At 74.9% G+C, this 23,683-nt stretch carries 21 protein-coding genes and 1 pseudogene; 7 read left to right on the forward strand and 15 right to left on the reverse strand.

All coding sequences use genetic code 11. From position 1 onward, the window contains the following. From ABD160_RS32755 to ABD160_RS32790, 8 genes are all read right to left on the reverse strand, one after another. Positions 1–1,113: biotin/lipoyl-containing protein (locus tag ABD160_RS32755; protein WP_344030471.1), on the reverse strand; the 1,113-nt coding region annotated here is incomplete at its 3' end. A 9-nt stretch (positions 1,114–1,122) separates the two neighbouring features. Further along, positions 1,123–2,100: an alpha-ketoacid dehydrogenase subunit beta gene (locus ABD160_RS32760; protein ID WP_344030474.1), complete on the reverse strand. Its 978-nt coding sequence runs from the start codon at positions 2,098–2,100 to the stop codon at positions 1,123–1,125. Continuing rightward, on the reverse strand, positions 2,097–3,290 hold the full coding sequence (pdhA, locus tag ABD160_RS32765) for a pyruvate dehydrogenase (acetyl-transferring) E1 component subunit alpha (RefSeq protein WP_344030476.1): 1,194 nt from the start codon (positions 3,288–3,290) through the stop codon (positions 2,097–2,099). The genes ABD160_RS32760 and pdhA overlap by 4 nt, the downstream gene beginning before the upstream one ends. A 213-nt stretch (positions 3,291–3,503) precedes the next feature. Continuing rightward, a complete protein-coding gene (locus tag ABD160_RS32770; RefSeq protein ID WP_344030479.1) occupies positions 3,504–3,836 on the reverse strand; it encodes an antitoxin in 333 nt (110 codons plus the stop codon). A 99-nt stretch (positions 3,837–3,935) separates the two neighbouring features. Next, positions 3,936–4,529, reverse strand: a complete 594-nt coding sequence (locus ABD160_RS32775; protein WP_344030482.1) for a peroxidase-related enzyme — start codon at positions 4,527–4,529, stop codon at positions 3,936–3,938. 29 nt (positions 4,530–4,558) lie between these two features. Then, complete coding sequence (locus tag ABD160_RS32780) at positions 4,559–5,215, reverse strand: response regulator transcription factor (RefSeq protein WP_344030484.1); 657 nt, start codon at positions 5,213–5,215, stop codon at positions 4,559–4,561. Next, entirely contained in the window at positions 5,212–6,519 is a 1,308-nt protein-coding gene (locus ABD160_RS32785) for a sensor histidine kinase (protein ID WP_344030487.1), read from the reverse strand. Before ABD160_RS32785 ends, ABD160_RS32780 begins: the two co-directional genes overlap by 4 nt. Before the next feature lie 5 nt (positions 6,520–6,524). Further along, the gene (locus tag ABD160_RS32790; protein ID WP_344030490.1) at positions 6,525–8,504 is read right to left on the reverse strand and encodes a serine hydrolase domain-containing protein; all 1,980 of its coding nucleotides are present in this window, start codon (positions 8,502–8,504) and stop codon (positions 6,525–6,527) included. A gap of 186 nt (positions 8,505–8,690) precedes the next feature. On the opposite strand from ABD160_RS32790, the gene ABD160_RS32795 reads away from it, so the two are divergent. Further along, a complete protein-coding gene (locus tag ABD160_RS32795; protein ID WP_344030493.1) occupies positions 8,691–9,035 on the forward strand; it encodes a DUF3024 domain-containing protein in 345 nt (114 codons plus the stop codon). 3 nt (positions 9,036–9,038) lie between these two features. On the opposite strand, the gene ABD160_RS32800 is transcribed toward ABD160_RS32795, so the two are convergent. The 4 genes from ABD160_RS32800 to ABD160_RS32815 form a co-directional block, all read right to left on the reverse strand. After that, a complete protein-coding gene (locus tag ABD160_RS32800; protein WP_344030497.1) occupies positions 9,039–11,090 on the reverse strand; it encodes a hypothetical protein in 2,052 nt (683 codons plus the stop codon). Between the two features lie 403 nt (positions 11,091–11,493). After that, positions 11,494–13,314, reverse strand: coding sequence for a phosphoenolpyruvate carboxykinase (GTP) (locus ABD160_RS32805; RefSeq protein WP_344030500.1), 1,821 nt, complete (start codon positions 13,312–13,314; stop codon positions 11,494–11,496). Positions 13,315–13,676: 362 nt separating this feature from the next. Beyond that, entirely contained in the window at positions 13,677–14,024 is a 348-nt protein-coding gene (locus tag ABD160_RS32810) for a hypothetical protein (protein ID WP_344030502.1), read from the reverse strand. A gap of 147 nt (positions 14,025–14,171) precedes the next feature. Further along, a complete protein-coding gene (locus tag ABD160_RS32815; RefSeq protein ID WP_344030504.1) occupies positions 14,172–15,755 on the reverse strand; it encodes an MFS transporter in 1,584 nt (527 codons plus the stop codon). A gap of 139 nt (positions 15,756–15,894) precedes the next feature. Here ABD160_RS32815 and ABD160_RS32820 point away from each other — a divergent pair, with 139 nt between their 5' ends. After that, a complete protein-coding gene (locus ABD160_RS32820) occupies positions 15,895–16,458 on the forward strand; it encodes a TetR/AcrR family transcriptional regulator (protein ID WP_344030507.1) in 564 nt (187 codons plus the stop codon). An 86-nt stretch (positions 16,459–16,544) separates the two neighbouring features. Further along, a complete protein-coding gene (locus tag ABD160_RS32825; protein WP_344030509.1) occupies positions 16,545–17,009 on the forward strand; it encodes a hypothetical protein in 465 nt (154 codons plus the stop codon). Between the two features lie 6 nt (positions 17,010–17,015). Here the strand turns inward: ABD160_RS32825 and ABD160_RS32830 are convergent, their stop codons facing one another. Both ABD160_RS32830 and ABD160_RS32835 read right to left on the reverse strand, forming a co-directional pair. After that, the gene (locus ABD160_RS32830; RefSeq protein WP_344030511.1) at positions 17,016–17,330 is read right to left on the reverse strand and encodes a hypothetical protein; all 315 of its coding nucleotides are present in this window, start codon (positions 17,328–17,330) and stop codon (positions 17,016–17,018) included. 94 nt (positions 17,331–17,424) lie between these two features. Continuing rightward, positions 17,425–17,787 carry a hypothetical protein gene (locus ABD160_RS32835; RefSeq protein WP_344030514.1) on the reverse strand — a complete coding sequence of 121 codons (363 nt, stop codon included), beginning with the start codon at positions 17,785–17,787 and terminating at the stop codon, positions 17,425–17,427. Between the two features lie 757 nt (positions 17,788–18,544). Here ABD160_RS32835 and ABD160_RS32840 point away from each other — a divergent pair. The 4 genes and pseudogenes from ABD160_RS32840 to ABD160_RS32855 all read left to right on the forward strand — a co-directional run. After that, complete coding sequence (locus ABD160_RS32840) at positions 18,545–19,537, forward strand: glycosyltransferase family 2 protein (RefSeq protein ID WP_344030517.1); 993 nt, start codon at positions 18,545–18,547, stop codon at positions 19,535–19,537. A 54-nt stretch (positions 19,538–19,591) separates the two neighbouring features. Next, entirely contained in the window at positions 19,592–20,596 is a 1,005-nt protein-coding gene (locus ABD160_RS32845; protein ID WP_344030520.1) for a glycosyltransferase family 2 protein, read from the forward strand. Then, entirely contained in the window at positions 20,589–21,362 is a 774-nt protein-coding gene (trmB, locus tag ABD160_RS32850) for a tRNA (guanosine(46)-N7)-methyltransferase TrmB (RefSeq protein ID WP_344030523.1), read from the forward strand. The genes ABD160_RS32845 and trmB overlap by 8 nt, the downstream gene beginning before the upstream one ends. A 595-nt stretch (positions 21,363–21,957) precedes the next feature. Beyond that, positions 21,958–23,067: pseudogene (locus ABD160_RS32855) on the forward strand (nitric oxide synthase oxygenase); the annotation flags it as partial. A gap of 25 nt (positions 23,068–23,092) precedes the next feature. Here the strand turns inward: ABD160_RS32855 and ABD160_RS32860 are convergent. Beyond that, the gene (locus ABD160_RS32860) at positions 23,093–23,665 is read right to left on the reverse strand and encodes a PadR family transcriptional regulator (RefSeq protein WP_344030526.1); all 573 of its coding nucleotides are present in this window, start codon (positions 23,663–23,665) and stop codon (positions 23,093–23,095) included. Positions 23,666–23,683 lie beyond the last annotated feature (18 nt).

Raw genomic sequence — 23,683 nt, forward strand, 5'->3', positions numbered from 1 at the left:
CGCCCCGGCGACCGGGGCGGCGGTCGCGGCGACCGGGGCGGCCCCGGCGCCCGGCGCCGCGGCTGCGGCCGGGCCCCCGGTGACGGCCTGGGTCCCGGCCGGGGTTCCGGTGGCGGCCGGGGTTCCGGTGGCTGCCGGGCTTCCGGCTCCGGCCGGGGCGGCTGATCCGGCCGCGGCGGCGTGCACGTCGTCGCGGGTGATCCGGCCGTGCGGGCCGGTCCCGGTCACCGCGCGCAGGTCGACGCCCAGTTCCCGGGCGAGCAGCCGGACCGGTGGGGGTGCCAGCGGCACGAGCGCCGCGACCGGGCCCGCAGCGCCGACCGCACTGCCGGTACCGATGCCGGTGCCGGTGCCGGGCGCACTGCCGGCGCCGGTGCCGACCGCACTGCTGGTACCGGTGCCGGTGCCGACCGGCTCGGCCGGGCCGGACTCATCGAACAGGCCGGCGGTGTCGGGGGCGGTGCCGTGGGCCCCGGGTGCGACCGCACCGCCCGGGCCCGCCCCGGGCACCTCGGCGCGGACGTCCGCCGCCTCACCGGGCCCCACCGCGGCGGCCGCGGCCACCCCGGCCGGGACGTCCGGCGGCGCGGACGCGGGCGACCCCGGCTCCCCGCCGGGCGCGGGCGAGCCCGGCGCACCGGCAGGCGCAGCGGAGGTCGCACCGGGAGCGCCGGAAACACCCGGCTCGCCGGCAGTACCGGGCTCGCCGGAAGCACCGGGCACGCCGGAAGCACCGGGCGCGCGCCGTGGCCGGCGGCGCACCGAACCCTGCCGCGGGCCGTACCCGACCAGCGTGGCGATCCGGCCGTCCTTGCCCGCCTCACCGATCTTCGCGCCGGCCTCCTCCTCGACGGCCCCGCCGGAACCGGAACCGGGGGTGTCGATGGCGATGATCGGCGTCCCGACCTCGATCGTCGCGCCCGGCTCGGCCAGCAGCTCGCCGACCGTGCCCGCCCACGGCGAGGGCAGCTCCACCGCCGCCTTCGCCGTCTCGATCTCGACGATCACGTCGTTGACCTGGATCGTGTCGCCCGGAGCGACCCGCCAGGTGACGATCTCGGCCTCGGTCAGTCCCTCGCCCACGTCGGGCAGGTTGAACAGCTCACGCGTCATCGGGGTCCCTCACCAGGCCAGCGAACGGTCGACGGCGTCCAGCACCCGGTCCAGGTCGGGGAGGTAGTCGTCCTCCAGCCGGGACGGCGGGTAGGGGGTGTCGAAGCCCGTCACCCGCAGCACCGGGGCCTCCAGCGAGAAGAAGCACTCCTGCTGGATCCGGGCGGCGACCTCGGAGGTGATCGAGGACTCGGACGGTGCCTCGGACACCACGACCAGCCGCCCGGTGCGGCGCACCGACTCCGCGACCGGCCCCAGGTCGAGCGGGGACAGCGTGCGCAGGTCGATCACCTCCAGGTCCTGGCCGTCCTCGGCGGCCGCGGTCGCGGCCTCCAGGCAGGTCTTCACCATCGGTCCGTAGGTGGCGACGGTGAGCGTCGAGCCGGGGCGGACCACCCGCGACGAGTGCAGCGGCGGGGCCGCGGAGAGGTCCGGATCGACCGTCCCCTTCTCCCAGTACCGCCGCTTCGGCTCGAAGAAGATCACCGGATCGTCGCCCGCGATCGCCTGCTGGATCATCCAGTGCGCGTCGGCCGGGGTGGCGCAGGCGACCACCTTCAGGCCCGCGACGTGCGCGAACAGCGACTCCGGCGACTCCGAGTGGTGCTCGACCGCGCCGATCCCGCCGCCGAACGGGATCCGGACGACGACCGGCACCGGCACCGTGCCCTGGGTGCGGTACCGCAGCTTGGCGAGCTGGGAGACGATCTGGTCGTAGCCGGGGAAGACGAACCCGTCGAACTGGATCTCGCAGACCGGCCGGAAGCCGCGCACGGCGAGCCCGATCGCGGCGCCGATGATGCCGGACTCGGACAGCGGGGTGTCCAGCACGCGCTGCTCGCCGAAGTCCTTCTGCAGCCCGTCGGTGATCCGGAAGACGCCGCCGAGCCTGCCGACGTCCTCACCCATGATCAGGACCTTGGGATCGCGCTCCATCGCGGCGCGCAGCCCGTCGTTGAGGGCCTTCGCCATCGTGGTGGTGCTCATGCCTGCTCCCCCTCGCCGGTGAAGGAGGCGTGGTAGGCGAGGTACTCCGCGCGCTGCGCGTCGACCCGCGGGGACGCCTCGGCGTAGACCTCGGAGAACATCCGCTCCGGGCCCGGCTGCGGCATCGCCCGGCAGAACGCGCGGAGCCGCTCGCCCAGCTCGTTCGCCTCGGCGTCGACCGCCTCGAAGAACTCCTGTTCGACGCCGTGCCGGCGGGCCAGATGCACCCGGACCCGCTCGATCGGGTCCTTCAGCTTCCACAGCTCGACCTCGTCGGCCAGCCGGTAGCGGGTGGCGTCGTCGGAGGTGGTGTGCGAGTCCATCCGGTAGGTGAACGCCTCGATCAGGACCGGCCCGTTGCCGGTGCGGCACTCGTCGAGCGCCCAGCGGGTGACGGCGAGGCAGGCGAGGACGTCGTTGCCGTCCACCCGGACGCCGGGGAAGCCGTAGCCGCGGGCGCGCTGGTAGAGCGGCACCCGGGTCTGGCGCTCCAGCGGGACCGAGATCGCCCACTGGTTGTTCTGGCAGAAGAAGACCAGCGGCGCGTCGTAGGCGGCGGCCCAGACGAAGCCCTCGTGCACGTCGCCCTGGCTGGTGGCGCCGTCGCCGAAGTAGCAGATCGTCGCCTCGCCGGTGTCCGGGTCGCCGACCCTGCCCTCGAAGCGCTGGCCCATCGCGTAGCCGGCCGCGTTCAGGCACTGGTTGCCGATCACGATGGTGTACGGGTGGAACCTGCGGCCGGTGAAGTCCCAGCCGCCGTGGTCGGTGCCGCGGAAGATGCCGAGCAGCTCGGTCGGGTCGATCCCGCGGGTCCACGCGACGCCGTGCTCGCGGTAGCTGGGGAAGCACATGTCGGTCGGGCGCAGCGCCCGGCCGGAGCCGACCTGCGCGGCCTCCTGGCCGAGCAGCGGCACCCAGATCCCGAGCTCGCCGTGCCGCTGCAGCGAGTTCCCCTCGCGGTCGGCGCGGCGGACCAGCACCAGGTCCCGGTAGAGCGACTTGAGGTCGTCCAGGGTCACGTCGGCGGTGTAGCGGTCGAAGTGCTCGTGGTGCACCCGCTCGCCCTCGGGCGTCAGCAGCTGGACGAGCTCGACCCCGCCCTCGTCGACCCCCTTCAGCCCGGCGACGACCTGCTCGCGGCTGGGCCGCGACCGCGGATCCCCCGGTACCCACGCCTGCGGTTCCTCCACGGCGTACCTCCTCGGTGTCGCCGGGCCGGGGTGACCGGCCGGCGGTGTCGGCGCCGTGACCCGCACGGGTGGGCGGGTCAGGGACGCTCCTGCGTCGTCCCCGATCCTGGCACGGGATCGGGCGCCGGGACAGCTCGTGCGGCGCGGCCCACCGGGTGTCCACATGCGACGGCCCCGGCACCGTCACGGTGCCGGGGCCGGTCGCGGGCGGACTCAGGCACCCTGCTGGTTGCCCGGGTTCGGCGGCGGGAACGCGGGCGGCTGCTGAGCGCCGCCGGGCTGCTGCCCGTTGCCCGGCGCGGGCGGCGCGGGCGGGGTGGTGCCGGGCGTCCCGTAGCCGTAGCCGGGCTGCGGGATGCCTGCGGCGTCCTTCGCCTTGCGTGCGACGCCGGCGATCTGGTTGGTGTACTTACCACCGGTCTGCTTGTCGACGAACTGGGCGGCCGAGTCCAGCGCCTTCCCGGCCTTGTCCGGGTTGGAACGGGCGTAGCGGCGGGCGGCCTCGGCCGCGCCGGCCAGGACGACGAGTCGTCGGAACAGGGACATCGTGACGGACCTCCGTGACGGGTCGCGGCAACTCGGCGTGCCGCGGGCTGTCGAGCCCACGGTAGGGGAACGCGGCGCTGCGGGCAGGAAGTTCCCCCCTCAGCCGCGCGGCACCCGTCCGAGCAGGAAGAACTCCGGGTTGGGGCGCAGCGCGGTCAGGTGCGCGAGCCGGTTCGACATGGCGAACAGCGCGGTGATCGCGCCGACGTCCCAGATCTCGTCCTCGGTCAGGCCGGCGTCCCGGGCGGCGTCGAGATCGGCCTCGTCGAGCGACTCGGACTGCCGGGCCACGACCAGCGCGAGATCGACGATCGCCCGCTCCCGGTCCGACAGCTGCACCGCGTACGGGTTGGTCGCGACCCGGTCCGCGATCTCCGGGTCCCGGTACCGGATGCGCAGGATCGCCCCGTGCGCGACCACGCAGTAGGTGCAGCTGTTCGCCCCCGAGGTGGCGACGACGACGAGCTCGCGCTCCGCCTTCGACAGCCCGCCCGCGTCGGGGGCGGGCTCCATCAGGGCGTCGTGGTAGTCCAGGAACGCGCGCAGCTCGGCGGGCCGCCTCCCGAGTGCCCGGAACACGTTCGGGACGAAGCCGGACTTCTCGGCGATCGCGCCGACCCGCTCGGCCAGGTCCGGCGGGAGACCCTCCGGATCGACGTGCCCGAACCGGCTGACCTCGTGCTGCTGTGCCATGAGCGGCGACGCTACCCGGCGCGGGCGGCTCAGCCGGGTGTCGCGACGCCCGTGCGGTAGGCCCACACCACGGTCTGCAGCCGGTCCCGGGCGCCGATCTTCGTCATCGCCCGGCCGAGGTGCGACTTCACGGTGCTCGTCTCGACGACGAGCTCGGCCGCGATCTCGGCGTTGGACAGGCCGCCGGCCAGCAGCCGGACGATCTCGGTCTCCCGCGGGGTCAGGTCCGCGACCGGCCCGTCGACCGGCCCCGCGGCCGGGCGGCGCCGGGCGAACTCGCCGATCACCCGCCGGGTCACCGTGTGATCGACCAGGCCGTGCCCGGCGGCCAGCCGGCGGACGGCGTGCACCAGGTCGTCCGGGTCGGTGTCCTTCAGGACGAAGCCGCTCGCCCCCGCCTCCAGCGCGCCGAACACGTACTCGTCGAGATCGAACGTGGTCACCACCAGCACCGCGGGCACCGGCGGGTCCCCGGCGACGATCTCCCGGGTCGCGACCAGGCCGTTGCCACCGGGCATCCGGACGTCCATGCAGACGACGTCGGGGGCCAGCCGCCGGGCCAGCCGCACCGCCTCCGCCCCGTCCGCGGCCTCGCCGACCACCTCGATGTCACCGGCCAGCTCCAGGAACATCCGGAACCCGGCCCGCACCACGGCCTGGTCGTCGACCAGCACCACCCTGATCACAGGGCCACCTCCGGTTCCACCCGCAGCACCAGGCTCACCCGCCATCCTCCCGGCCCGGTCGGCCCGGCCTCGAACCGCGCCCCGACCAGCTGCGCCCGTTCCCGCATGCCGACCAGGCCGAAGCCGCGGTCGTCGCCCGGACCGGCCGGGGCGTCCGCCGCGGGAACGGCCGGGGGGTCGTTGACGATCTCGACGCGCAGCTCGTCCCCGGCGTGCTCCAGCCCGATCCGGACGGCCGCTCCGGGCGCGTGCTCGCGGGCGTTCGCCAGCGCCTCCTGCAGCACCCGGTAGCCCGCGACGTCGGCGATCGGCGGCAGCTCCGGGAGCTCGCCCCGGCGTTCCACGACGACCGGGGTGCCCAGCTCGCGGGTGGTCGCGACCAGCCGGTCGAGGGCGGCGAGACCGGGCACCGGCGCGTCGTCCTCCGGCAGCGGGCCCGCGGTGCCGGGTTCGCGCAGTGCGCCCACCACCATCCGCAGGTCGCGCAGCGTCTCCCGGCCCTGCTCCCGGACCCGGCCGGCGATCCGGCGCGCCTGCTCCGGGTCCCGATCGACCAGCCGTTCCACCATGGCCGCCTGCACCACCATCCCGGACAGGTGATGGGCGGCCACGTCGTGCAGCTCGCGGGCCATCCGGGAACGCTCCCGCCGGACGGCGTCGTCGGTCCGGCTGCGCTGCGCCCGCTCCGACTCGGCCGCCCGGGCCCGCAGCAGCGCGACGTAGCCGCGCCGGGCCGCGACGTAGCCGCCGACCAGCACGGCCACCCCGTAGACGAGCACCGCGGAGGCGAGCTGGGACAGCACCGGCAGCACCAGCGCACCGGCCGACGGGACCGGGAACAGCAGGACGGCGAAACCGACCGTCTCGACCGCCGCGGCCGCCAGGACCACCCGGGCCGCCCGGCGCGGCGCCAGCAGCACCGCGCAGGTGTAGGCGGCGACCAGCGGCGCCGGGCCGCGCAGGGTCAGGGCATCGGGCAGCACGGCGAACACCACCACCTGCAGGGCCACGACGACGCCGAGGCAGAGCACCGGGGCGGTGCGGCGCAGCGCCAGCAGCAGGCCCTGCGCGGTGGTGAGCACCAGCAGCACCGCGAGCCGGGGCGGCTCGAACCGGACCTCCGGGTCGATCCCGGTGCCCAGCAGCCCGATCGTGGCCGCCATCAGCCCGGCGACCAGTACCCCGAGTGCGCAGTCCCGGCGGAACGGGCCGGTCAGGCCGGCCGCGGTGAGCAGCGCGTCGAACCGCTCGGGCAGCCCGCCCCGGGCGGGACCCGGTTCCGGACCGGCAGCGGACGGGCGCACGGTGCTCAGTATCCGACACTGCTGGACAACAGCCCGAACGCGATCGCGATCCAGGCCACCCCGGCCAGGCCGAGCAGCAGCCCGATCCGGCCCCCGACCTGCCACCGGCCTGCGCCGCCGCGCACCGCGGTGACCACGGCGGCCGCCGCGACCAGGGTCCCGTTCAGAGCGATCCACTGTGCCGCCTGCAGCCCGTGCAGCAGCGGCACCGGCACCTCGGCGAGGCCGCTGACCAGGCTCACCACGGCCGTCCAGCCGGCCAGCGCGACCAGTGCACAGCCGGCCGCGAACCGGGTGAGCAGGTGCAGGATCCGGTCGGCCCGGCCGAGCGACGCCCGCGCCGGCATCCCGCGGCGGCGCAGCAGCGCCCCGGCCGGCCAGGCGAGCAGGCCCACCAGCAGGGTCACGACCGACGCCGCGAGCACCGGCACGGCGATCGACGCGTCCCGGAACGGGCCGGTCCGCTGCAGCGTGAAGGCGGACTCGAAGCCGATCCCGGTGACCCGGTCGCCGGTGGTGCGGGTGGTCAGCACCCGCTGCCCGCCGATCTCCTGCCAGACCGCGGGCCGGATCGCCCGATAGCCGACCGGCTGGGCGCTCCCGGGCCCCGGGGTCACCAGCAGCGTGCCGTCCGGGCGGGCCGTCACCTCGGTCTGCCCGACCAGGCCGAGCGCGGACAGGAAGGTGCTGTAGGACGCCCGGGTGGACTCGTAGGTCCCGGCGACCGCCGCCGCGTCCGCGCCGGTGACCGGCGGCGCCGGATCGCCGCCCGCCGGGAAGTAGCGGTCGGCGAAGCCGTCCAGCAGCGCCCGCCGGATCTCCAGGGTGTCGATCCCGCCGCGCCCGGTGCTGTTCAGCGACACGAACACGCCGGTCCGCTCGGCCGGATAGACCTGCAGGTGGGAGTGGAACTGGGTGGTGTCGCCGCCGTGGCCGAGCACCTGCCGGCCGTTGCGGCTCTCGTCGAACATGCCCAGCGTCATCCGGGGGCCCTGCGCGAAGGTGCCCAGGGTGTCCGGGCCGAGCCCGGGGGAACGCATCAGCTCGGCCGTCCGGGGGGCGAGCAGCGATCCGGCGCCGGGCTCGTCGAGCAGCGCCCGGACGAACCGGGCCATGTCGGTCGCCGACGCGGTCAGCGAACCCGCCGGGGCGACCCCGACCGTCTCGAACGGCATCGGCGGACCGTCGGTGCTCAGGTAGCCGGCCGACAGCCGGTCCCGCAGCTCCGCCGGCAGCGGCTGGGCGAACGTCGACGAGCTCATCCCGGCGGGCTCCAGCACCGCACGGCGGACCTGCTCGTCGAACGGTGTGCCGGTGACCCGCTCGACCACGTACCCGGCGAGCGCGTAGCCGTAGTTGGAGTAGCCGGGCGTCGTGCCCGGGGCGAACACCTGCTCCGGCGGGTCCTCGACGAGCGCGGTCCGCAGATCGGGGGACTCCTCGCCGTGCACGATCAGTCCACGGACCCGCTCCTCGAAGCCGGCGGTGTGGGTGAGCAGGTGGCGCATCGTGACCGGCGGATCGAACCGCAACGGGAGCGCGAAGTCGAGGTACTGCCGGACGTCGGCGTCCAGGTCGATCCGGCCCTGCTCGACCTGCTGCAGGACGGCCGTCGCGGTGACCACCTTGGACACCGAGCCGACCCGGAACAGGGTCCGATCCGGATCGACCGGCGCGCTGCCCGCGTGGCCGAAGCCGCGTGCGGTCAGCACCTCGCCGTCGTGCACCACGGCGACCGCGGCGCCGGCGATGCCGGAGCGCTCCAGCGCCGCCGGGAGCAGGCCGTCCAGCCAGGCGTCGACGTCGGCCCGGGTGAGGTCCGCGGTGACCGGGGCGGCCGGTACCGGCGGCGGTCCCGGGTCCACCGGTGCGGGTGCCGCGCACCCCGCGGCCACGAGCAGTGCGACACCGGTTGCGACCAGGGTCGTCAGGGCCCGGCGGACCGGTGCCCCCCGTCCAGGTGACCAGATCCTGCTCCGGCGCATCCGGCTGTCCTCCCGTCGCGGCGCCGGCGGCTCGGGCGCCGCCGGTCGTCCCGGGTTCCAGCCTGGTGACGAGCGGTCCCGCCCACATCGCGCGCGGGTGCCCATCCGCGGTTACGACCTCCGGTGGAGGGCTGCGACCGGAGAGGGACTTTCCGGACGGATCCGGATCGGGGACCATGTGCCCGCATGGGAGTCCCGGAGCAGGTGCGCGAGCAGCTCGCCACGTGGTGTGCGGGGCTCGTCCCCGAGCCGCAGCGCGGACGCCGCCGGATCGGCTACACCACGGCCGGCGGCACCGTCACGATCCTCGACCGCAGACCACCCGCGTTCCCCGAGCTGGGTGCCGCCTGGTCGTCGACCTCGCTGGCCCGGTTGCGGGCCGACGACCCGGAACCGGGCCGGTGGACGCTCTACGTCCCCGCCGCCCCCGGCTCGGGGGAGCGGTGGGAACGCGTCCGGCCACCGGCCGACGACCCGTTCGAGCTGCTCGACCGGGTGGCGGACGGGATCCGCGCGGTCGGATCGGGCTAGCGCCTAACGCTCGTCGCCGCCCGGGCCCGCCGGTCGGGCCGCCGGGGCCATCGCCGACGGGGCGGAGGGCCGCTGGTCGTGACCGGCCGACGCCGAACGCGGCGCGGGCACCTCGGGCCCGGACCGCTCGTCGGCCGGGCCGGGCTGCTCGGGCACCGACGAGGCGGGCGGCACCGCAGGCACCGCCGCGTGCTCGTCCGGGGCGGGGCCGGCCGGCTCCGCCATCCCGGTGCCGCGCAGGAACCGGGCCGACGCCTGGTTCAGCACCTCCAGCAGGGTGGTCCCGGAGGACTCGGCCCGCGGCTCGTCGCCGACGACGGCGAGCATCCGCGGTGCGGCCGCGGTGAGCAGCAGGCCGTCGGCCTGCATCGATCCGGTCCCCAGCACCACGACGACGTCGGTGGAGTCGGCGGGCGGCAGCGCGGCGAGCAGGTCGTCGGTGGACGGGACGGCGACGAGCCCGAACCCGCGGGCGCCCCGCGCCGCCTGCGCGGCCCAGGCCAGCGCCAGGTCGCGGTGGGTCCCGGCGAGCTCGCCGAGCAGCGTGTCCAGCTCGTGCCGGTCGGCGACCTCGCGGCGGGCCCGGCCGATCTCGCCGAGCGCCTCGGCGTAGGCGTCCGGGTCGTGGGCCCGGACGGCGGCGACCGCCGCGGCGTGCTCCGGCGCCATCGCGCCGAACGGCACGGACCCCTCGCACGCCTGCGCGAACCGCTCCAGCTCGTCGACCGCCTCGGCCGGGTCGCCGTGCTCGTCGTAGTCGACGATGGCCCGGCCGACCCGCTCCGCGGTCTCCAGGTCGGGCACCGACACCGGCGAGTTCTGCTGCAGGAACAGCACGTCGTGGCGCAGCGCGCCGACCGACCGCGCGGTCGCGGCGATCCGGTCCAGGGTGTCGGTCAGCTCCGGCAGCTCGTCCGCCGAGCGGGGGATCGGCAGCCCGAGCAGCGAGCACAGGCGGGCGATCTCGTCGTCCCGGCGGGCCAGGTCGAGGTGGTTGACGATCGCGGCCACGTGGTCGTAGGTGTACGGCTCGCCGCCGGCCACCCGGAACCGCTCCAGCATCGGCTCGGCGTCGCGCTGCGGCTGCGGCCGGAAGTAGGACCGGATGCGGCCGCCGCCGTCGAGATAGTCGAGGTAGTGCCGGATCACGTCGTCGCCGCCCTCCGGCAGCGGCTCGAGCACCTGCACCGGCGGACCGGCGGCGAAACGCACCCGGTCGTCGCGCTGGCGGGCGGCCAGCCCCTGCAGCGACTCGAACTCGGAGCGCAGCCCGCCGTGCACGAGCCGGCCGACCACGTCGCGCAGCCGATCGGCGTCCGGCTCGCCGGCCAGCGAGCCGAGCGAGCCGACGACGCAGCGGGCGACCTGGGTGACGGCCGCGCGGCGCTCGGCGTCGAGATCGCGCAGCAGGCCCGGGAGCACCCGCGCCTCACCGCTCCCGTCGCCGTCGGTGCCGTCGGTGCCGTCGACCACCCGGTCGGCCCGCCGGCAGCAGGCCGCCACCTCGGCGTGCGACGGCAGCGCGCCCTCCGGGGGCAGCTCCTGGTCCGCCCTGGCCGACCGGTCGCGGCCGACCGTCGCCAGCAGCCGGCGCAGCCGGCGCAGGTCGATCGAGGAGAGCCCGGGCAGCCGGTCCACGATCCGCCCGCCGAGTGCGGCCGGGAGCGCGGCGCGCACCGCGCCGAGCCGCTCGGCGTCCGCGCCGGTCAGCAGGATCCGCATGCCCTGGTCGGCCAGCTCGGCGAGCGCCCGGGCCAGCTCGTCGGTCCCGGTGTCGGACAGCACGACCAGCGGTTCGTCGCCGAGCACGCCGGCCAGCGTCTCGGTCTCGTCGCCCGCGGACCGCGGCCGCGGCGGGACCGGCGAGTTCAGCGAGGCGGAGAGGATCCGCAGACCCGCGGGCACCCGCTCGGCGCGCAGGTCGCCGACGATCCGGGTCGTCGCCGCCCGTACCGCCGGTCCACCGCGCCCGCTGCCCGCCAACCGTTCGACGAACGCGACGAGCGCCTCCGTGTCCGTGCCCTCGGACACCCGGACATCCAGCATCTCGCTCACACCTCCGCCGTACCAGCAACGCCGTACCGGGGACGGCGCTCACGGTGTGTATCGCCGTGGCGCGCCCGGCGTTCCGCCTCCCCGCCTGCTCCGTCCGGCCCACCGCCGTTCGCGATCACGATCCGCGACGGACGGGAACCCGAACGGGCACACGACGGCTCGGCGGCACGCCCGTGCCGGTCCTGTCGCAGGCTACCCGGCGCGCCGTCGCGGCGCTCCGACCTGGCGGAACTCCCCGGCGACACGACCCACGCAACCTCCGGGGTCCACACTGGGTGACGACGCGCCGTCCAGCACTGCTCCATCGGCGTGAAATCTCTCTCCGTCACCGATCGTGGGCCCAATGTGACGAAACCCCCGGCGGCCGGACGGCCGCCGGGGGTTCGGTCCCGGTCGGGGATGCTCAGAGGCCCAGGCGCTGCTTGAGCGCCTCGAACTCGTCGCGGATCGAGGACGGCAGGTTGTCGCCGCCGATGGTGGCGAACCACTCCTCGATCAGCGGGATCTCGGCCTTCCACTCCTCGACGTCGACTGCCAGCGCCTCGGCGACGTCGGCCTGGTCGGCGTCGACGCCGTCGAGATCGAGCTGGTCGGTGGTGGGCACGTAGCCGATCGGGGTCTCGACGGCGGCCGCCTTGCCCTCCAGCCGCTCGATGCACCACTTCAGGACGCGGCTGTTCTCACCGAAGCCGGGCCACAGGAAGCGGCCGTCGTCGCCGCGCCGGAACCAGTTGACGTAGAAGATCTTCGGCAGCTTGTCCGCGTCCGCGCCCTTGCCGACGTTCACCCAGTGCGCGAAGTAGTCGCCGACGTTGTAGCCGAGGAACGGGAGCATCGCCATCGGGTCGCGCCGGACCTGGCCGAGCCCGCCGGCCGCGGCCGCGGTCTTCTCCGACGACATGGTGGCGCCCATAAAGGTGCCGTGCTGCCAGCTGCGCGCCTCGGTGACCAGCGGGATCGTCGTCTTGCGGCGGCCGCCGAAGAGGATCGCCGAGATCGGGACGCCCTGCGGGTCGTCCCACTCCGGGGCGACGACCGGGCACTGCTCGATCGGCACGGTGTAGCGGGAGTTCGGGTGCGCGGCGTCGGTGCCGGACTCCGGGGTCCAGTCGTTGCCCTTCCAGTCCGTCAGGTGCTGCGGGTCGCCCTCCAGACCCTCCCACCAGATGTCGCCGTCGTCGGTCAGCGCGACGTTGGTGAACAGCGCGTTGCCCTGCTCGATGGTGCGCATCGCGTTCGGGTTGGTCTTCCAGTTGGTGCCCGGCGCGACGCCGAAGAAGCCGAACTCCGGGTTGATGGCGTAGAGCCGGCCGTCGGCACCGAAGCGCATCCAGGCGATGTCGTCGCCGACGGTCTCGGCCCGCCAGCCGGGCACGGTCGGCTGCAGCATCGCGAGGTTGGTCTTGCCGCAGGCGCTCGGGAACGCGGCGGCCACGTAGTACGCCTTGTCCTCCGGGCTGATCAGCTTGAGGATCAGCATGTGCTCGGCGAGCCAGCCCTCGTCGTGCGCCATCGAGGAGGCGATCCGCAGCGCGTAGCACTTCTTGCCGAGCAGCGCGTTGCCGCCGTAGCCGGAGCCGAAGCTCCAGATCTCCCAGGTCTCCGGGAAGTGGCTGATGTACTTGGTCTCGTTGCACGGCCAGGCGACGTCGGCCTGGCCCTCCTCCAGCGGGGCGCCGATCGAGTGCAGCGCCTTGACCCAGCGGTCACCGGCGGTGTCGAGCAGCGGGACGACGCTCGCGCCCATCCGGGTCATGATCTTCATCGAGATGACGACGTACTCGGAGTCGGTGATCTCGACGCCGATCTTCGGGTCGTCCGAGTCGATCGGCCCCATGCAGAACGGGACGACGTAGAGCGTCCGGCCCTTCATCGAGCCCCGGTAGAGCTCGGTCATGGTCTGCTTCATCTCGGCCGGCGGCTGCCAGTTGTTGGTCGGCCCGGCGCCCCGCTCGGTCTCGCTGCAGATGAAGGTCCGCTCCTCGACCCGGGCGACGTCGTCGGGGTCGGACGCGGCGTAGAACGAGTTCGGCTTCTTCTCCAGCCGGGTCAGGGTGCCCGCCTCGACCAGCTGGTCGGTCAGCCGGGTCCACTCCTCCTCCGACCCGTCGCACCACACGACCCGGTCCGGTGACGCAAGCTCGGCGATCTCCTGCACCCAGGCCACGACGGCCTGGTTGGTGGTCGGTGCCTTGTCGGTTCCCGGAACGGTGGCTGCAGTCATGTCGTCCTGTTCTCCTCGCCGGCCCCGGCCCGCCGCCCGGGGAAGTCTTACGAGCCCGTACCGATCATCGGCACGGGCCTGTGCGGGAAAAGGTGGAAACCGAGGCTACCCGCGGAATGGACCCCTACCCATGGCATCTCTTGAGAGGTCAGGCACAACACCGATCATGTAAATCGATCCAGAAGGCCGCCGTGGACGCCGACGTCCTTCCTGGTGACGGGCTTGTCACACGAACGCAACCCGATGCGGGTGACGGATTCGACGACATCACAGGACGATTGAGCGGAAATGCGCAAGCAGGCTTCGCCGAACTACATCCGCGCAGTCGGAACGGTCCGATTCAACGTATTGATCCGACGTAGTTACGCATTCTGCGTGCCGAAGGGGGTGCGGACCGGCTCGGCCGGGGTCCGCGCGAACTCCGGGACCATGATCGGCAGCCGGTGCGCGGTGATGTTCCAGTAGCGGGTCACCGGGTCGGCCGCCCGCCAGGCGTCGGCCAGCCGGACGACCGCGTCCGGGTCGATGCTCCGCCGCGGCCGGGGCCGCATCCCGCAGCGCTGCCGGACGCCGGCGTCCAGTGCCCGCCAGGCGTCCTCGGCGGTGGTGTGCACCGAGACCTCGGGCCCGGACCCGCGCTCGTCGGTATCCGGCTCCTCGTGTCCCCCACCCAGAACCAGCGTGTAGGCACTGACCACCTCGTACGGCACGGATGTCTCCCACGGCGTCGGCGGCTGTCCCGGTGTAGTCAACCAGCCGGTCGACGGCACGCCGCCGGGGCGCCCCGGCGGCGGCCCCCGGGGCCGGCGGGGTCCGCGGGGTCCCCGGGGATCCGGCCCGCACCCCCGGGGCCCCGGTCAACGACCGGAACGCTGCAGCGCCCGCTCCGGGATCCCGGACGCGCCGGCGGCCAGCACGCCCCGGTGCGCCCGCCACAGGCCGGTCCCGGCCGTCACCAGGACGACCGCGACGATCGCCGCGGCCACCCCGGCCGCGAGGTCGACACCCGCGACGAACGCCTCCCGGCCGGACGCCAGCAGCTCGCCGGCCGGGCCCGCGGGCAGCGACCGGGCGGCCTCGACAGCGCTGCCGAGCGTCTCGCCGGCCGCCGCGGGCGCGCCGCCGGGCAGCACCACCGCGTCCCGGTACACCGCGGAGAGCACCCCACCGACGACCGCGGTGCCGAACACCGCGCCCACCTCGTAGGCCGTCTCCGAGACCGCGGACGCGGCGCCCGCCTTCTCCGGCGGGGCGGCCGCGAGGATCGCGTCGTTGGTGACCGTCTCGGACAGCCCGATGCCGGCGCCGATCAGCACCGCCGCCGTGGTCAGCAGCAGCACCGCCGAGTCGACCTGCAGGAACAGGCTGACCGCGAAGCCCGCGAGCACCAGCGCCAGCCCGACCGAGACCAGCTGGTGCAGGGCGAACCGGCGGGCCAGCCGGGCCGCGGCGAGTCCGGCCACGATCGTCACCAGGAAGCTGGGCAGCAGGAGCAGCCCGGCCTCCAGCGGCGACGAGCCGAGCACCAGCTGGAGGTACTGCGCGGCGAAGAACAGCAGCCCGGTCAGGCCGAACATGGTCGTCGCGTTGGCCAGCGCGCTGTAGCGGAGCACCGGCCGGGCGAACAGCTCCAGGTCGATCAGCGGATCGAGCCCGGCCCGGACGCGCCGCCGGTAATGCAGCACGAACCCGACCGCGGCCGCGGCCCCGACCAGCACCGACGCCGCGGCGCCCGGGCCGAACCCGGACGAGCCGATCAGCTTGACCGCCAGCACCAGCGGGCCCATCGCGAGCAGCGACAGCAGCACGCCGACCAGGTCGAGCCGGCCCGGGGACGGCTCCCGCGACTCGGGCAGCAGGAACGGCGCGACGACGAGCAGCAGCGCCATCGGCGGCACGCTCATCACGAAGATCGATCCCCACCAGAAGTGCTCGAGCAGCAGTCCGCCGACGATCGGGCCGAGCGCGGCACCCGCGGCGAAGCCGGTCGCCCACACGGCCAGCGCGAGGCGGCGGTGCACCCGGTCGACGAACACGGTGCGCAGCAGCGCCAGCGTCGAGGGCATCAGCATCGCGCCGAACACGCCGAGCAGCGCGCGGGCGGCGACGAGCTGCCCGGCGGACGTCGCGAACCCGGCGGCCAGCGAGACCACGCCGAAGCCGGCCACGCCGATCATCAGCAGCCGGCGGCGGCCGATCCGGTCGCCCAGGGTGCCCATCGTGACCAGCAGCCCGGCCAGCACCAGCGGGTAGATGTCGACCACCCACAGCAGGGTCGACGCGTCCGGGCCGAGCGCCGCGCTGAGCTCGGGCAGCGCCACGCCGAGCACCGTGTTGTCGATCGACACCAGCAGGGTCGGGATCACCAGCACGGCCAGCGCGAGCCAGGCGCGGGCCCCCGGGCGCTCGACCGGGCCGGTGCTGACCTCGGGCCGTGACATCTGTCTTCTCCTCCGTGAACGCCGCACGACGGCTTTACCGTCCAGACGGTACAGTCATATACCGTCCAGACGGTACAGTCCACCCGCCGGGCCGCCCTGTGAGCGGAAGCACCGACGGGCACGTGGGTAGCCTTCGCGGATGGCGGAGCGGCGGAACGCAGGACCACCGGCCCGCGACCGGGTGCTCGACGCGTACGAGACGCTGCTCATCGAGCAGGGGCCGGGCGGGGCCACCCTGGACGCCGTCGCGGCGAGTGCCGAGGTCTCCAAGGGCGGGCTGCTCTATCACTTCTCCTCGAAGGAGTCGCTGGTCGGCGGGCTGCTCGACCGGCTCCGCGAGCGCAGCGCGCGCGACGCCGAGCGGATGCGGACCGATCCGGACGGCGCCGTCGCCTACTACCTGCGCACCTCGGTGCCCGGCGGCGAGTCGCCGGTCGGGCTGACCCGCACCTACCTGGCCGCGCTGCGGATCGCCGACGGCAGCACCGCAGGCGCACCGGCCCGGGACGCACTGGCCGCGGTCGACGCCGACGGTCTCGCCGCGCTCCGCGAGGAGATCGAGGACCCGGTCCTCGCCTGGCTGGTCCAGCTCGTGGGGGACGGCCTCTACCTGCGCACCCTCACCGGGGCACCGCTCACCGGCGGCGTCTCGCCGGACGAGCTGCACGCCCGGCTCCGGAAGCTGATCACCGACCGGTCCTAACCGGTGAACCATCCGCGCGCACAGCGCGTCGGAGCGGTCGCACAGGGTAGGCTCGGACCCTGCTCACGCACGGGGAGGGGCCCACTGTGGAGGGAACCGCCAGCTACCTGACGTTGGTCGTGATCGGCATTCTGATCACGGTCGGTGTCGGCCAGATCCTGTTGCGCTCCGGTCAACCGTTCCTGGACGACGTCTTCCAGAACAAGGAGAGCGCCCACTCCATCAACCGGCTGCTGGTGGTGCTGTTCCACCTGCTCACGCTCGGCGTGCTCGGGATGATCTCGGTCATCGACGTGCCTGCCGACGCGGGCACGGCCCAGACCGTGGTGTTCAAGATCGGTGTGGTGCTGCTGCTGGTCGGCATCGCCTACGGCGTCTCGATGCTGGTGCTGCTGCGGATCCGGGAGCGCCGCCGGCAGCAGGCCGTGTCCGCCGAGATCGACCAGAAGCTCGCCGAGCAGCGCCGCGGCCCCGGCCGGTTCCGGCGCGGTGGCGGCGGGCCGGCCCCGGAGAGCGAGGCCCGGACACCGTCCGAGCAGCCGGGGGACTGAGCCGGGTCACCGGTCCCCGCCGGGATCGGTGAGCACGTCCGGCGGGCCGGCCGCCGGATCGGCCGGACCCGGCCGGACGACGCGATCGGCCAGGCCGTCGCGGTCCAGGTCGATCCAGAACGACGTGCCGGTGGACCCGTCGACGACCAGCGTGTCCGGCAGGCCGTCCCGGTCGGTGTCGTGCGCCGCGGGCCCGCTCACCGGTACCGCGGTGCCGGGGACCGGGCCGGTGTCCGCCTCCGGCCGGACCGGCGCCCGGGCGACCTGCACCGAGCTCCACCACGGCGGGGCGGCCGCCGCACCGGCCACGATCCCGGACACCCCGCACAGCCGGCGCCCCGGGCGAACCGGCCGGGCATCGGCCGGACCGGTCCGCGGGTCCGGCGCGGGGGCCGGGCGCCCGGCCGCAGCCGGGTCAGGCCGCACGGTGTGTCCCCGGGCCGGACGGCGTCCGGTGCCACGGCGCCGACCGTCCCCCGACGACGAGCTCGGCGTCCAGGGTCCGCCGGATCAGCTCCCGGTCCGCGGCGGCGAGCACCGCCGCGCGCACCCGGTGCGCGATCTCCCGGGCCCGGGCGACCCGGGCCGCCCGCGACCGGGCGGCGATGCCGGCGCCGCCGAGCAGCACCAGCCCGGACAGCACGAGCAGCAGCCCGGGGCCGGCGGCGGGCAGCAACCGTCCGGCGCCGAGCAACCCGGAGAGCAGGGCGCCGGGCAGCAGCGTTCCCGGCAGGAGGGTTCCGGGCAGCAGCGTTCCCGGGAGGAGGGCGCCGGACACGAGGAGACCGGCCACGCCCGAGCCCGGGGGGCGGCGGGCCGGGCCGGACCGCCGGGGACGCACCGCCCGGCCGGATCGCCGGGCACGCGACGGGCCGGATCGCCGGGGGAGCGGGGCGCCGGACCGCCGGGATCGGGGCGGGCGGTGCCCGGGCACGGCATCGAGGGCCGCCGACGCCGCCGACACCAGGACCGGACCGCAGATCGGTGACCCAGCGTGAGTGATGTGCGTCACCCGTTGCCCCGGACGTCCCAGTGCCCGCGGCGCGCTCGCGCGGCGCATCGGCGGACCCGCACGGCGCACCCAGCCGTCGTCGAGATCGCGGGCCGGCCGGTCCAGCGCTGCCGCCCACCAGCCGGCGTCGCCGGCCCGGCCCGGCCGGCGCACCGCGACCTCCACCAGCCCGTCCACCTGCGAGGACAGCGTTGCAGCACAGTCCATCCTGGCCAGTGCGAGGAGCGGACGAAGCTCACCGAGGGGGTCCGTCCGGCGTCGTCGGATCGACATGGTGAGAGCCTGTCGGGCACCACCGGCGACCGGATGCGTAGGACTGCGCAGCGGTCCCCCCGGGCCCCACCGGCGTCCCGGGCGCGGACCGAACCGGACGCCGGATACGGACGAATCAACCGACCGGGGCAACCCCCCGGGTGGTCCGGACGTCTGCACAGTCGGGTCCGAGAAGCTGCCCGACACGAGAACCGCAACCAGACCGTGACACCGTCGTTGAACGAGTAGAGCGGACCTGTATGGAGGAAGTGTGAGCGCCGTTACGCCCGCCCGCCCGGCCGTCACGCCCGAGTCGAGCGCACCCGCGCGACCCGGGCCCCAGCCCGGCCCCGGCACGGGACAGACGCCCCTCCCGGCGAGTCCTGCCCGACCGACGAACGGTGCCGCCCGCGCGGCCCAGCCGACCCAGTCGGCCCAGCCCCTCCAGCCGGAGGGCCCCGAGGGCTTCCGGCGCCCGCGGCCCCGGCCCGCGCCGCGCCGCAGCGCGAACCCGGCCGTCTCGGTCATCGTCCCGACCCGCAACGAGGCGCGGAACCTCGAGATCGTGCTGCCGGCCATCGCCGCGGTGCGCCCCGCGGTGCACGAGGTGATCGTCGTCGACGGCAACTCGACCGACAACACGGTCGCCGTCGCCCGCCGCACGCTGCCCTGGGCCCGCGTGATCACCCAGACCCGCAAGGGCAAGGGCAACGCGATGGCCTGCGGCTTCACCGCCGCCACCGGCGACGTCCTGGTGATGTTCGACGCGGACGGCTCGGCCGACCCGAACGAGATCCCCGGCTTCGTCGACGCGCTGGTCAACGGCGCCGACTTCGCCAAGGGCAGCCGGTTCTGCAAGGGCGGCGGCTCGGACGACATCACGCTGCTGCGCAAGACCGGCAACGCCGGCCTGAACGGCGTCGCGAACCGGCTGTTCGGCACCCGCTACTCCGACCTCTGCTACGGCTACAACGCCTTCTGGGCCGACCTGCTCCCGCAGCTCGAGCTCCCGGACCCGGCCGCGCCGCAGCCGGAGGACGGCTCGATGCTCTGGGGCGACGGCTTCGAGATCGAGACCGTGCTCAACTGCCGGGTCGCCGCCGCCGACCTGAAGATCACCGAGGTGCCGTCGATCGAGCGTGAGCGCATGTTCGGCGAGACGAACCTGCGGACCTTCGCGGACGGCACCCGGGTGCTGCGTACCCTGATGGCGGAGCACCGTCGCATGGAGCAGCGCCGCAAGGCGTCCGGGTACGCCCGCTAGAGCGCTGCCGGCGCGGCCCGCCGCGGAACCAGCAGCACGAGGAGCGAGTACGTCGTGAGCGACCTGCCCACCGCCAGCGTCGTCGTCTGTGTCTACACCGAGAAGCGCTGGTTCGACATCCGGTCGGCCGTCGAGTCGGTGCTGGCCCAGGACGTCGCGCCGCTGGAGACGATCGTCGTCGTCGACCACAACGACCGGTTGTTCGAGCGCGCCGAGCGCGAGTTCGGGCCGCTCGGGGTCGTCGTCGTCGCGAACGACCAGGTGCAGGGCCTGTCCGGCGCCCGCAACACCGCGCTCGACCTGGCCTCCGGCGAGGTCGTCGTGTTCCTCGACGACGACGCCAGCGCCCGCCCCGGCTGGCTCCGCGCGCTGCTCGCCCCCTACGCCGATCCGGACGTCATCGGGGTCGGCGGGATCGCCCACCCGCGCTGGCCGGACGGCCGCCCGCGCACCCTGCCCGGCGCCGCGCCCACCGATCCGGACGCCACCGGCGAGCTGGACTGGGTCGTCGGCTGCACCTACACCGGCCAGCCCACCGAGCGGGCCGAGATGCGCAACCTCATGGGCTGCAACATGTCGCTGCGGGCCGAGGTGTTCAAGCGGGTCGGCGGGTTCGCCGAGGACATGGGCCGGATCGGCAAGAACCCGCTGGGCTGCGAGGAGACCGAGCTCTGCATCCGCGCCCGGCAGGCCTACACCGCCGACGGCCGCACCCCGCGGATCCTGTTCGAGCCGAAGGCCGCGGTCGACCACCGGGTCTCCGACGACCGCGTCTCCTGGCGCTACCTGCTGCGCCGCGGCTGGGCCGAGGGCATCTCCAAGGCCGCCGTCTCGAAGGTCGTCGGCACCGGGGACTCGCTGTCCACCGAGAGCAGCTACACGCTGAAGGTGCTCCCCGCGGGCGTGCTCCGGGAGGCGCGCGAGCGCAATCCCGCCTCGGCCGCCGCGATCGTGGCCTGCTTCGGCGTCACCGCGGCCGGCTACATCCGGGGCCGGCTGCCCGGCGCGACGGCGCACGTGCGGCTGCCCGCCGCCGGCCGGAACACCACCGGTGCCTGATCGGGCGCTGACCCCGGACCGACCGCACGACAGCCGGATCCGCTCGTACGTCCACCAGCGGGTCCGGCTCTCCGACGGCCAGGAGTCGGCCTGGCGGAGGCTGTGGCCGGTGCTCGGCGGCGAGGTCGCGGACGTGCTCCCCGAGCCGGGCGGCCACTGGGACCCGCACGCCGCGTTCGGCCGGACCGCCCCGCTGGTGCTGGAGATCGGTTCCGGCATGGGGGAGACGACGGCCGCGCTCGCGGCGGCCGAGCCGGGGATCGACCACCTGGCCGTCGAGGTCTACGAGCCCGGCCTCGCCCAGCTGCTGATGCGGGTCGAACAGCTCGGCCTGGGCAACCAGCGGGTGCTCCGCGGCGACGCCGTCGAGCTGCTGGAGCGGGCCGTCGCGCCCCGATCGCTGAACGGTCTCCGGATCTTCTTCCCGGACCCGTGGCCGAAGCGACGGCACCACAAACGGCGGCTGGTGCAGCCCGGCTTCGTCCGGCTGGCCGTGTCCCGGCTGGTCCCGGGCGGCCGGTTGCACCTGGCGACCGACTGGCCGCACTACGCCGAGCAGATGCGCAGAGTGGTCACCGCGGAGCCCGACCTACGGCCGGACGGCGCCTTCCCGCCGGGGCCGGACGGGTGGCAGGAGCGGCCCGAATGGCGTCCTACCACGAAGTTCGAGGAACGTGCCCGGATCGAGGGTCGCCCGGTACGGGACCTGTTGTACGTCGCCGACCACAGAAGCGCCCCCAGTGACATACGGAGAGTGACCGACTAGGGTCATTGTTCCCCCCGACACACATCCCCGCCCGAGTGACCCCAGAAGGACGCCCGTGACGACGGTGGAGCACGCCGCGAGCAACCAGCCCGCGCCCGCGCGACCGACCCAGCCGGTGCGCCGCCCGGCCGGTTTCCGCCCCAGCCCCACCCCCCGCTCCACCGACGCCCAGCCGGGCACCGCCGAGGAGTCCGCGTCGTCCGCCGGTCAGCAGCAGCCCGAACCGGCCACCCGGGCGGTCGCGATCGTCCCGCTGGCGGGTGCGGTCGACGCCACCACGGCGACCCCGGCCCGGACCGGCGTCGAGGCCACCACCGTCGTCGGCCCCGCCGCGCTGGGCCGCACGGTCCGTACCGGCGGGACGGCCGCCGTGGAGGGCGCCACCGTCGCGGTCCCGCTGCGCAGCACCGGGGCCACCGTCACCACCCGGGTCGAGGCGCCCGGCATCGCCGCGACCACGGTCGTCCCGGCGGCGGGCACGGCGGGCTCGGCGACCACCCGCACCCCGGCGACCACCCGCACCCCGGCGGCCGGCGCCACCGGCTGCCCGGTCACCGGGCACGGGCGGTCCGGCGGGCACCCGGTCGCCGCCGGCGTCCCGGACGAGCGCAATCCGCAGCCGGTCGACCCGAAGGCCGCCGAGGAGTTCCTCCGTCAGGTCTACACCGAGACCGAGCCCGAGCTGCCGCTGACCGAGCGGCTCCGGCAGGTGCTGGGCGAGATCGACCGGCGCGGCGTCTACACCCACACCGCGCACGAGCTCGTGTTCGGCGCGCGGGTCGCCTGGCGGAACTCGGCGCGCTGCATCGGCCGCCTCTACTGGCAGTCGCTGCAGGTGCGCGACCTGCGGCACCTGAGCGACCCGGCGGACGTCGCACAGGAGAGCGTCGGGCACCTGCGGGCCGCCACCCGCGGCGGCCGGATCCGGTCCACGATCACCGTGTTCGCGCCGGACGTGCCCGGCCGGCCGGCCCCGCGGATCCGCAACGACCAGCTGGTGCGCTACGCCGGCCATCGCGGCCCGGACGGCGCCGTCATCGGCGACCCGACCCAGGTCGAGTTCACCGACCGGGTGGTCGAGATGGGCTGGCCGCGGCCGCAGCCGCTCGGCCGGTTCGACGTGCTGCCGCTGCTGATCACCGGTGCGGACGGCCGGTCCCGGCTGTTCGACGTCCCGCCGGACGCCGTGCACGAGGTCCCGCTGCGCCATCCCGAGCACCCGTGGTTCGCCCGGCTCGGGCTGCGCTGGCACTCCGTCCCGGCGATCAGCAACATGCCGCTGGAGATCGGCGGCGTGGTCTACCCGGCCGCGCCGTTCAACGGCTGGTACCTCGACACCGAGATCGGCGCCCGCAACCTGGCCGACCCGGACCGCTACGACCTGCTGCCGGAGATCGCGAAGCGGCTCGGGCTGGACACCCGCTCGGTGCGCACCATGTGGAAGGACCGGGCGATGGTCGAGCTGGTCCGGGCGGTGACCTACTCGTTCGACGCCGACGGCGTCACCATGGCCGACCACCACACCGAGTCCGAGCGCTTCCTGCGGCACCTGGAGAAGGAGGAGGCCGCGGGCCGGAGCTGCCCGGCCGACTGGAGCTGGATCGTGCCGCCGATGTCCGGTGCGCAGACCCCGGTGTTCCACCGCTACTACGACGAGCCGGATCCCGACCTGCGGCCGGCGTTCCTGGAGCCGCACCGGATCTGACCGGAGCCGGCAGCCGTCGGGCCGGTCAGATCGGGCCGCGGGGGTCCCGCTCGGCCCGGTCGCGGCGCAGCCGGTCCAGGTCGCCCTCGGCCAGCGCGGTCCAGAACCGCAGCGCCGCGTGCTCCATCTCCAGCCCCAGCTCGAGGGTGATCATGCGGGGCTCGGCCCATCCCTCGGCGCCGTGCCGGTCGACCATGGCCTCGTAGATGCCGATCCGCTCCTCGTGCTGGCGGATCTGCTCCCGGGCGAGCTTGTCGACGTCCTCCGGTGAGCCCGCCTCGTTGAAGAACAGCTTGAGCTCGGCCACGTCGCGCATCTCGAAGTGCTCGGGTGTCGGGGCGGCCAGCCACTCCCGCAGCGCGGTCCGGCCCGCCCCGGTCAGCGAGTACGTCTTGCGGCGGCGACCGCTGTCCTCGGTGTCGAGGGCCAGCAGGCCGGCCTCGGCGAGCCGGTCCGGCTCCGAGTACAGCTGCGCGTGCGGGAAGTGCCAGAAGTAGCCGACCGATCGGCTGACCGCCCGCTTCAGGTCGTAGGGCGTCGACGGCCCGCGCAGCGCGATCATGCCCAGGACCAGGTACGACGTCGTCGACAGCCGCATCCGCACTCCTCACGACCG

The sequence above is a fragment of the Pseudonocardia kongjuensis genome, assembly GCF_039526905.1.
Lineage (GTDB): Bacteria > Actinomycetota > Actinomycetes > Mycobacteriales > Pseudonocardiaceae > Pseudonocardia > Pseudonocardia kongjuensis.

Bases quoted from the DNA above. Each gene is read 5' to 3' on its own strand.
- ABD160_RS32760 (WP_344030474.1), bottom strand. From the start codon at position 2,100: ATGAGCACCACCACGATGGCGAAGGCCCTCAACGACGGGCTGCGCGCC.
- ABD160_RS32770 (WP_344030479.1), bottom strand. From the start codon at position 3,836: ATGTCCCTGTTCCGACGACTCGTCGTCCTGGCCGGCGCGGCCGAGGCC.
- ABD160_RS32775 (WP_344030482.1), bottom strand. From the start codon at position 4,529: ATGGCACAGCAGCACGAGGTCAGCCGGTTCGGGCACGTCGATCCGGAG.
- ABD160_RS32790 (WP_344030490.1), bottom strand. From the start codon at position 8,504: ATGCGCCGGAGCAGGATCTGGTCACCTGGACGGGGGGCACCGGTCCGC.
- ABD160_RS32795 (WP_344030493.1), top strand. From the start codon at position 8,691: ATGGGAGTCCCGGAGCAGGTGCGCGAGCAGCTCGCCACGTGGTGTGCG.
- ABD160_RS32805 (WP_344030500.1), bottom strand. From the start codon at position 13,314: ATGACTGCAGCCACCGTTCCGGGAACCGACAAGGCACCGACCACCAAC.
- ABD160_RS32815 (WP_344030504.1), bottom strand. From the start codon at position 15,755: ATGTCACGGCCCGAGGTCAGCACCGGCCCGGTCGAGCGCCCGGGGGCC.
- ABD160_RS32820 (WP_344030507.1), top strand. From the start codon at position 15,895: ATGGCGGAGCGGCGGAACGCAGGACCACCGGCCCGCGACCGGGTGCTC.
- ABD160_RS32860 (WP_344030526.1), bottom strand. From the start codon at position 23,665: ATGCGGCTGTCGACGACGTCGTACCTGGTCCTGGGCATGATCGCGCTG.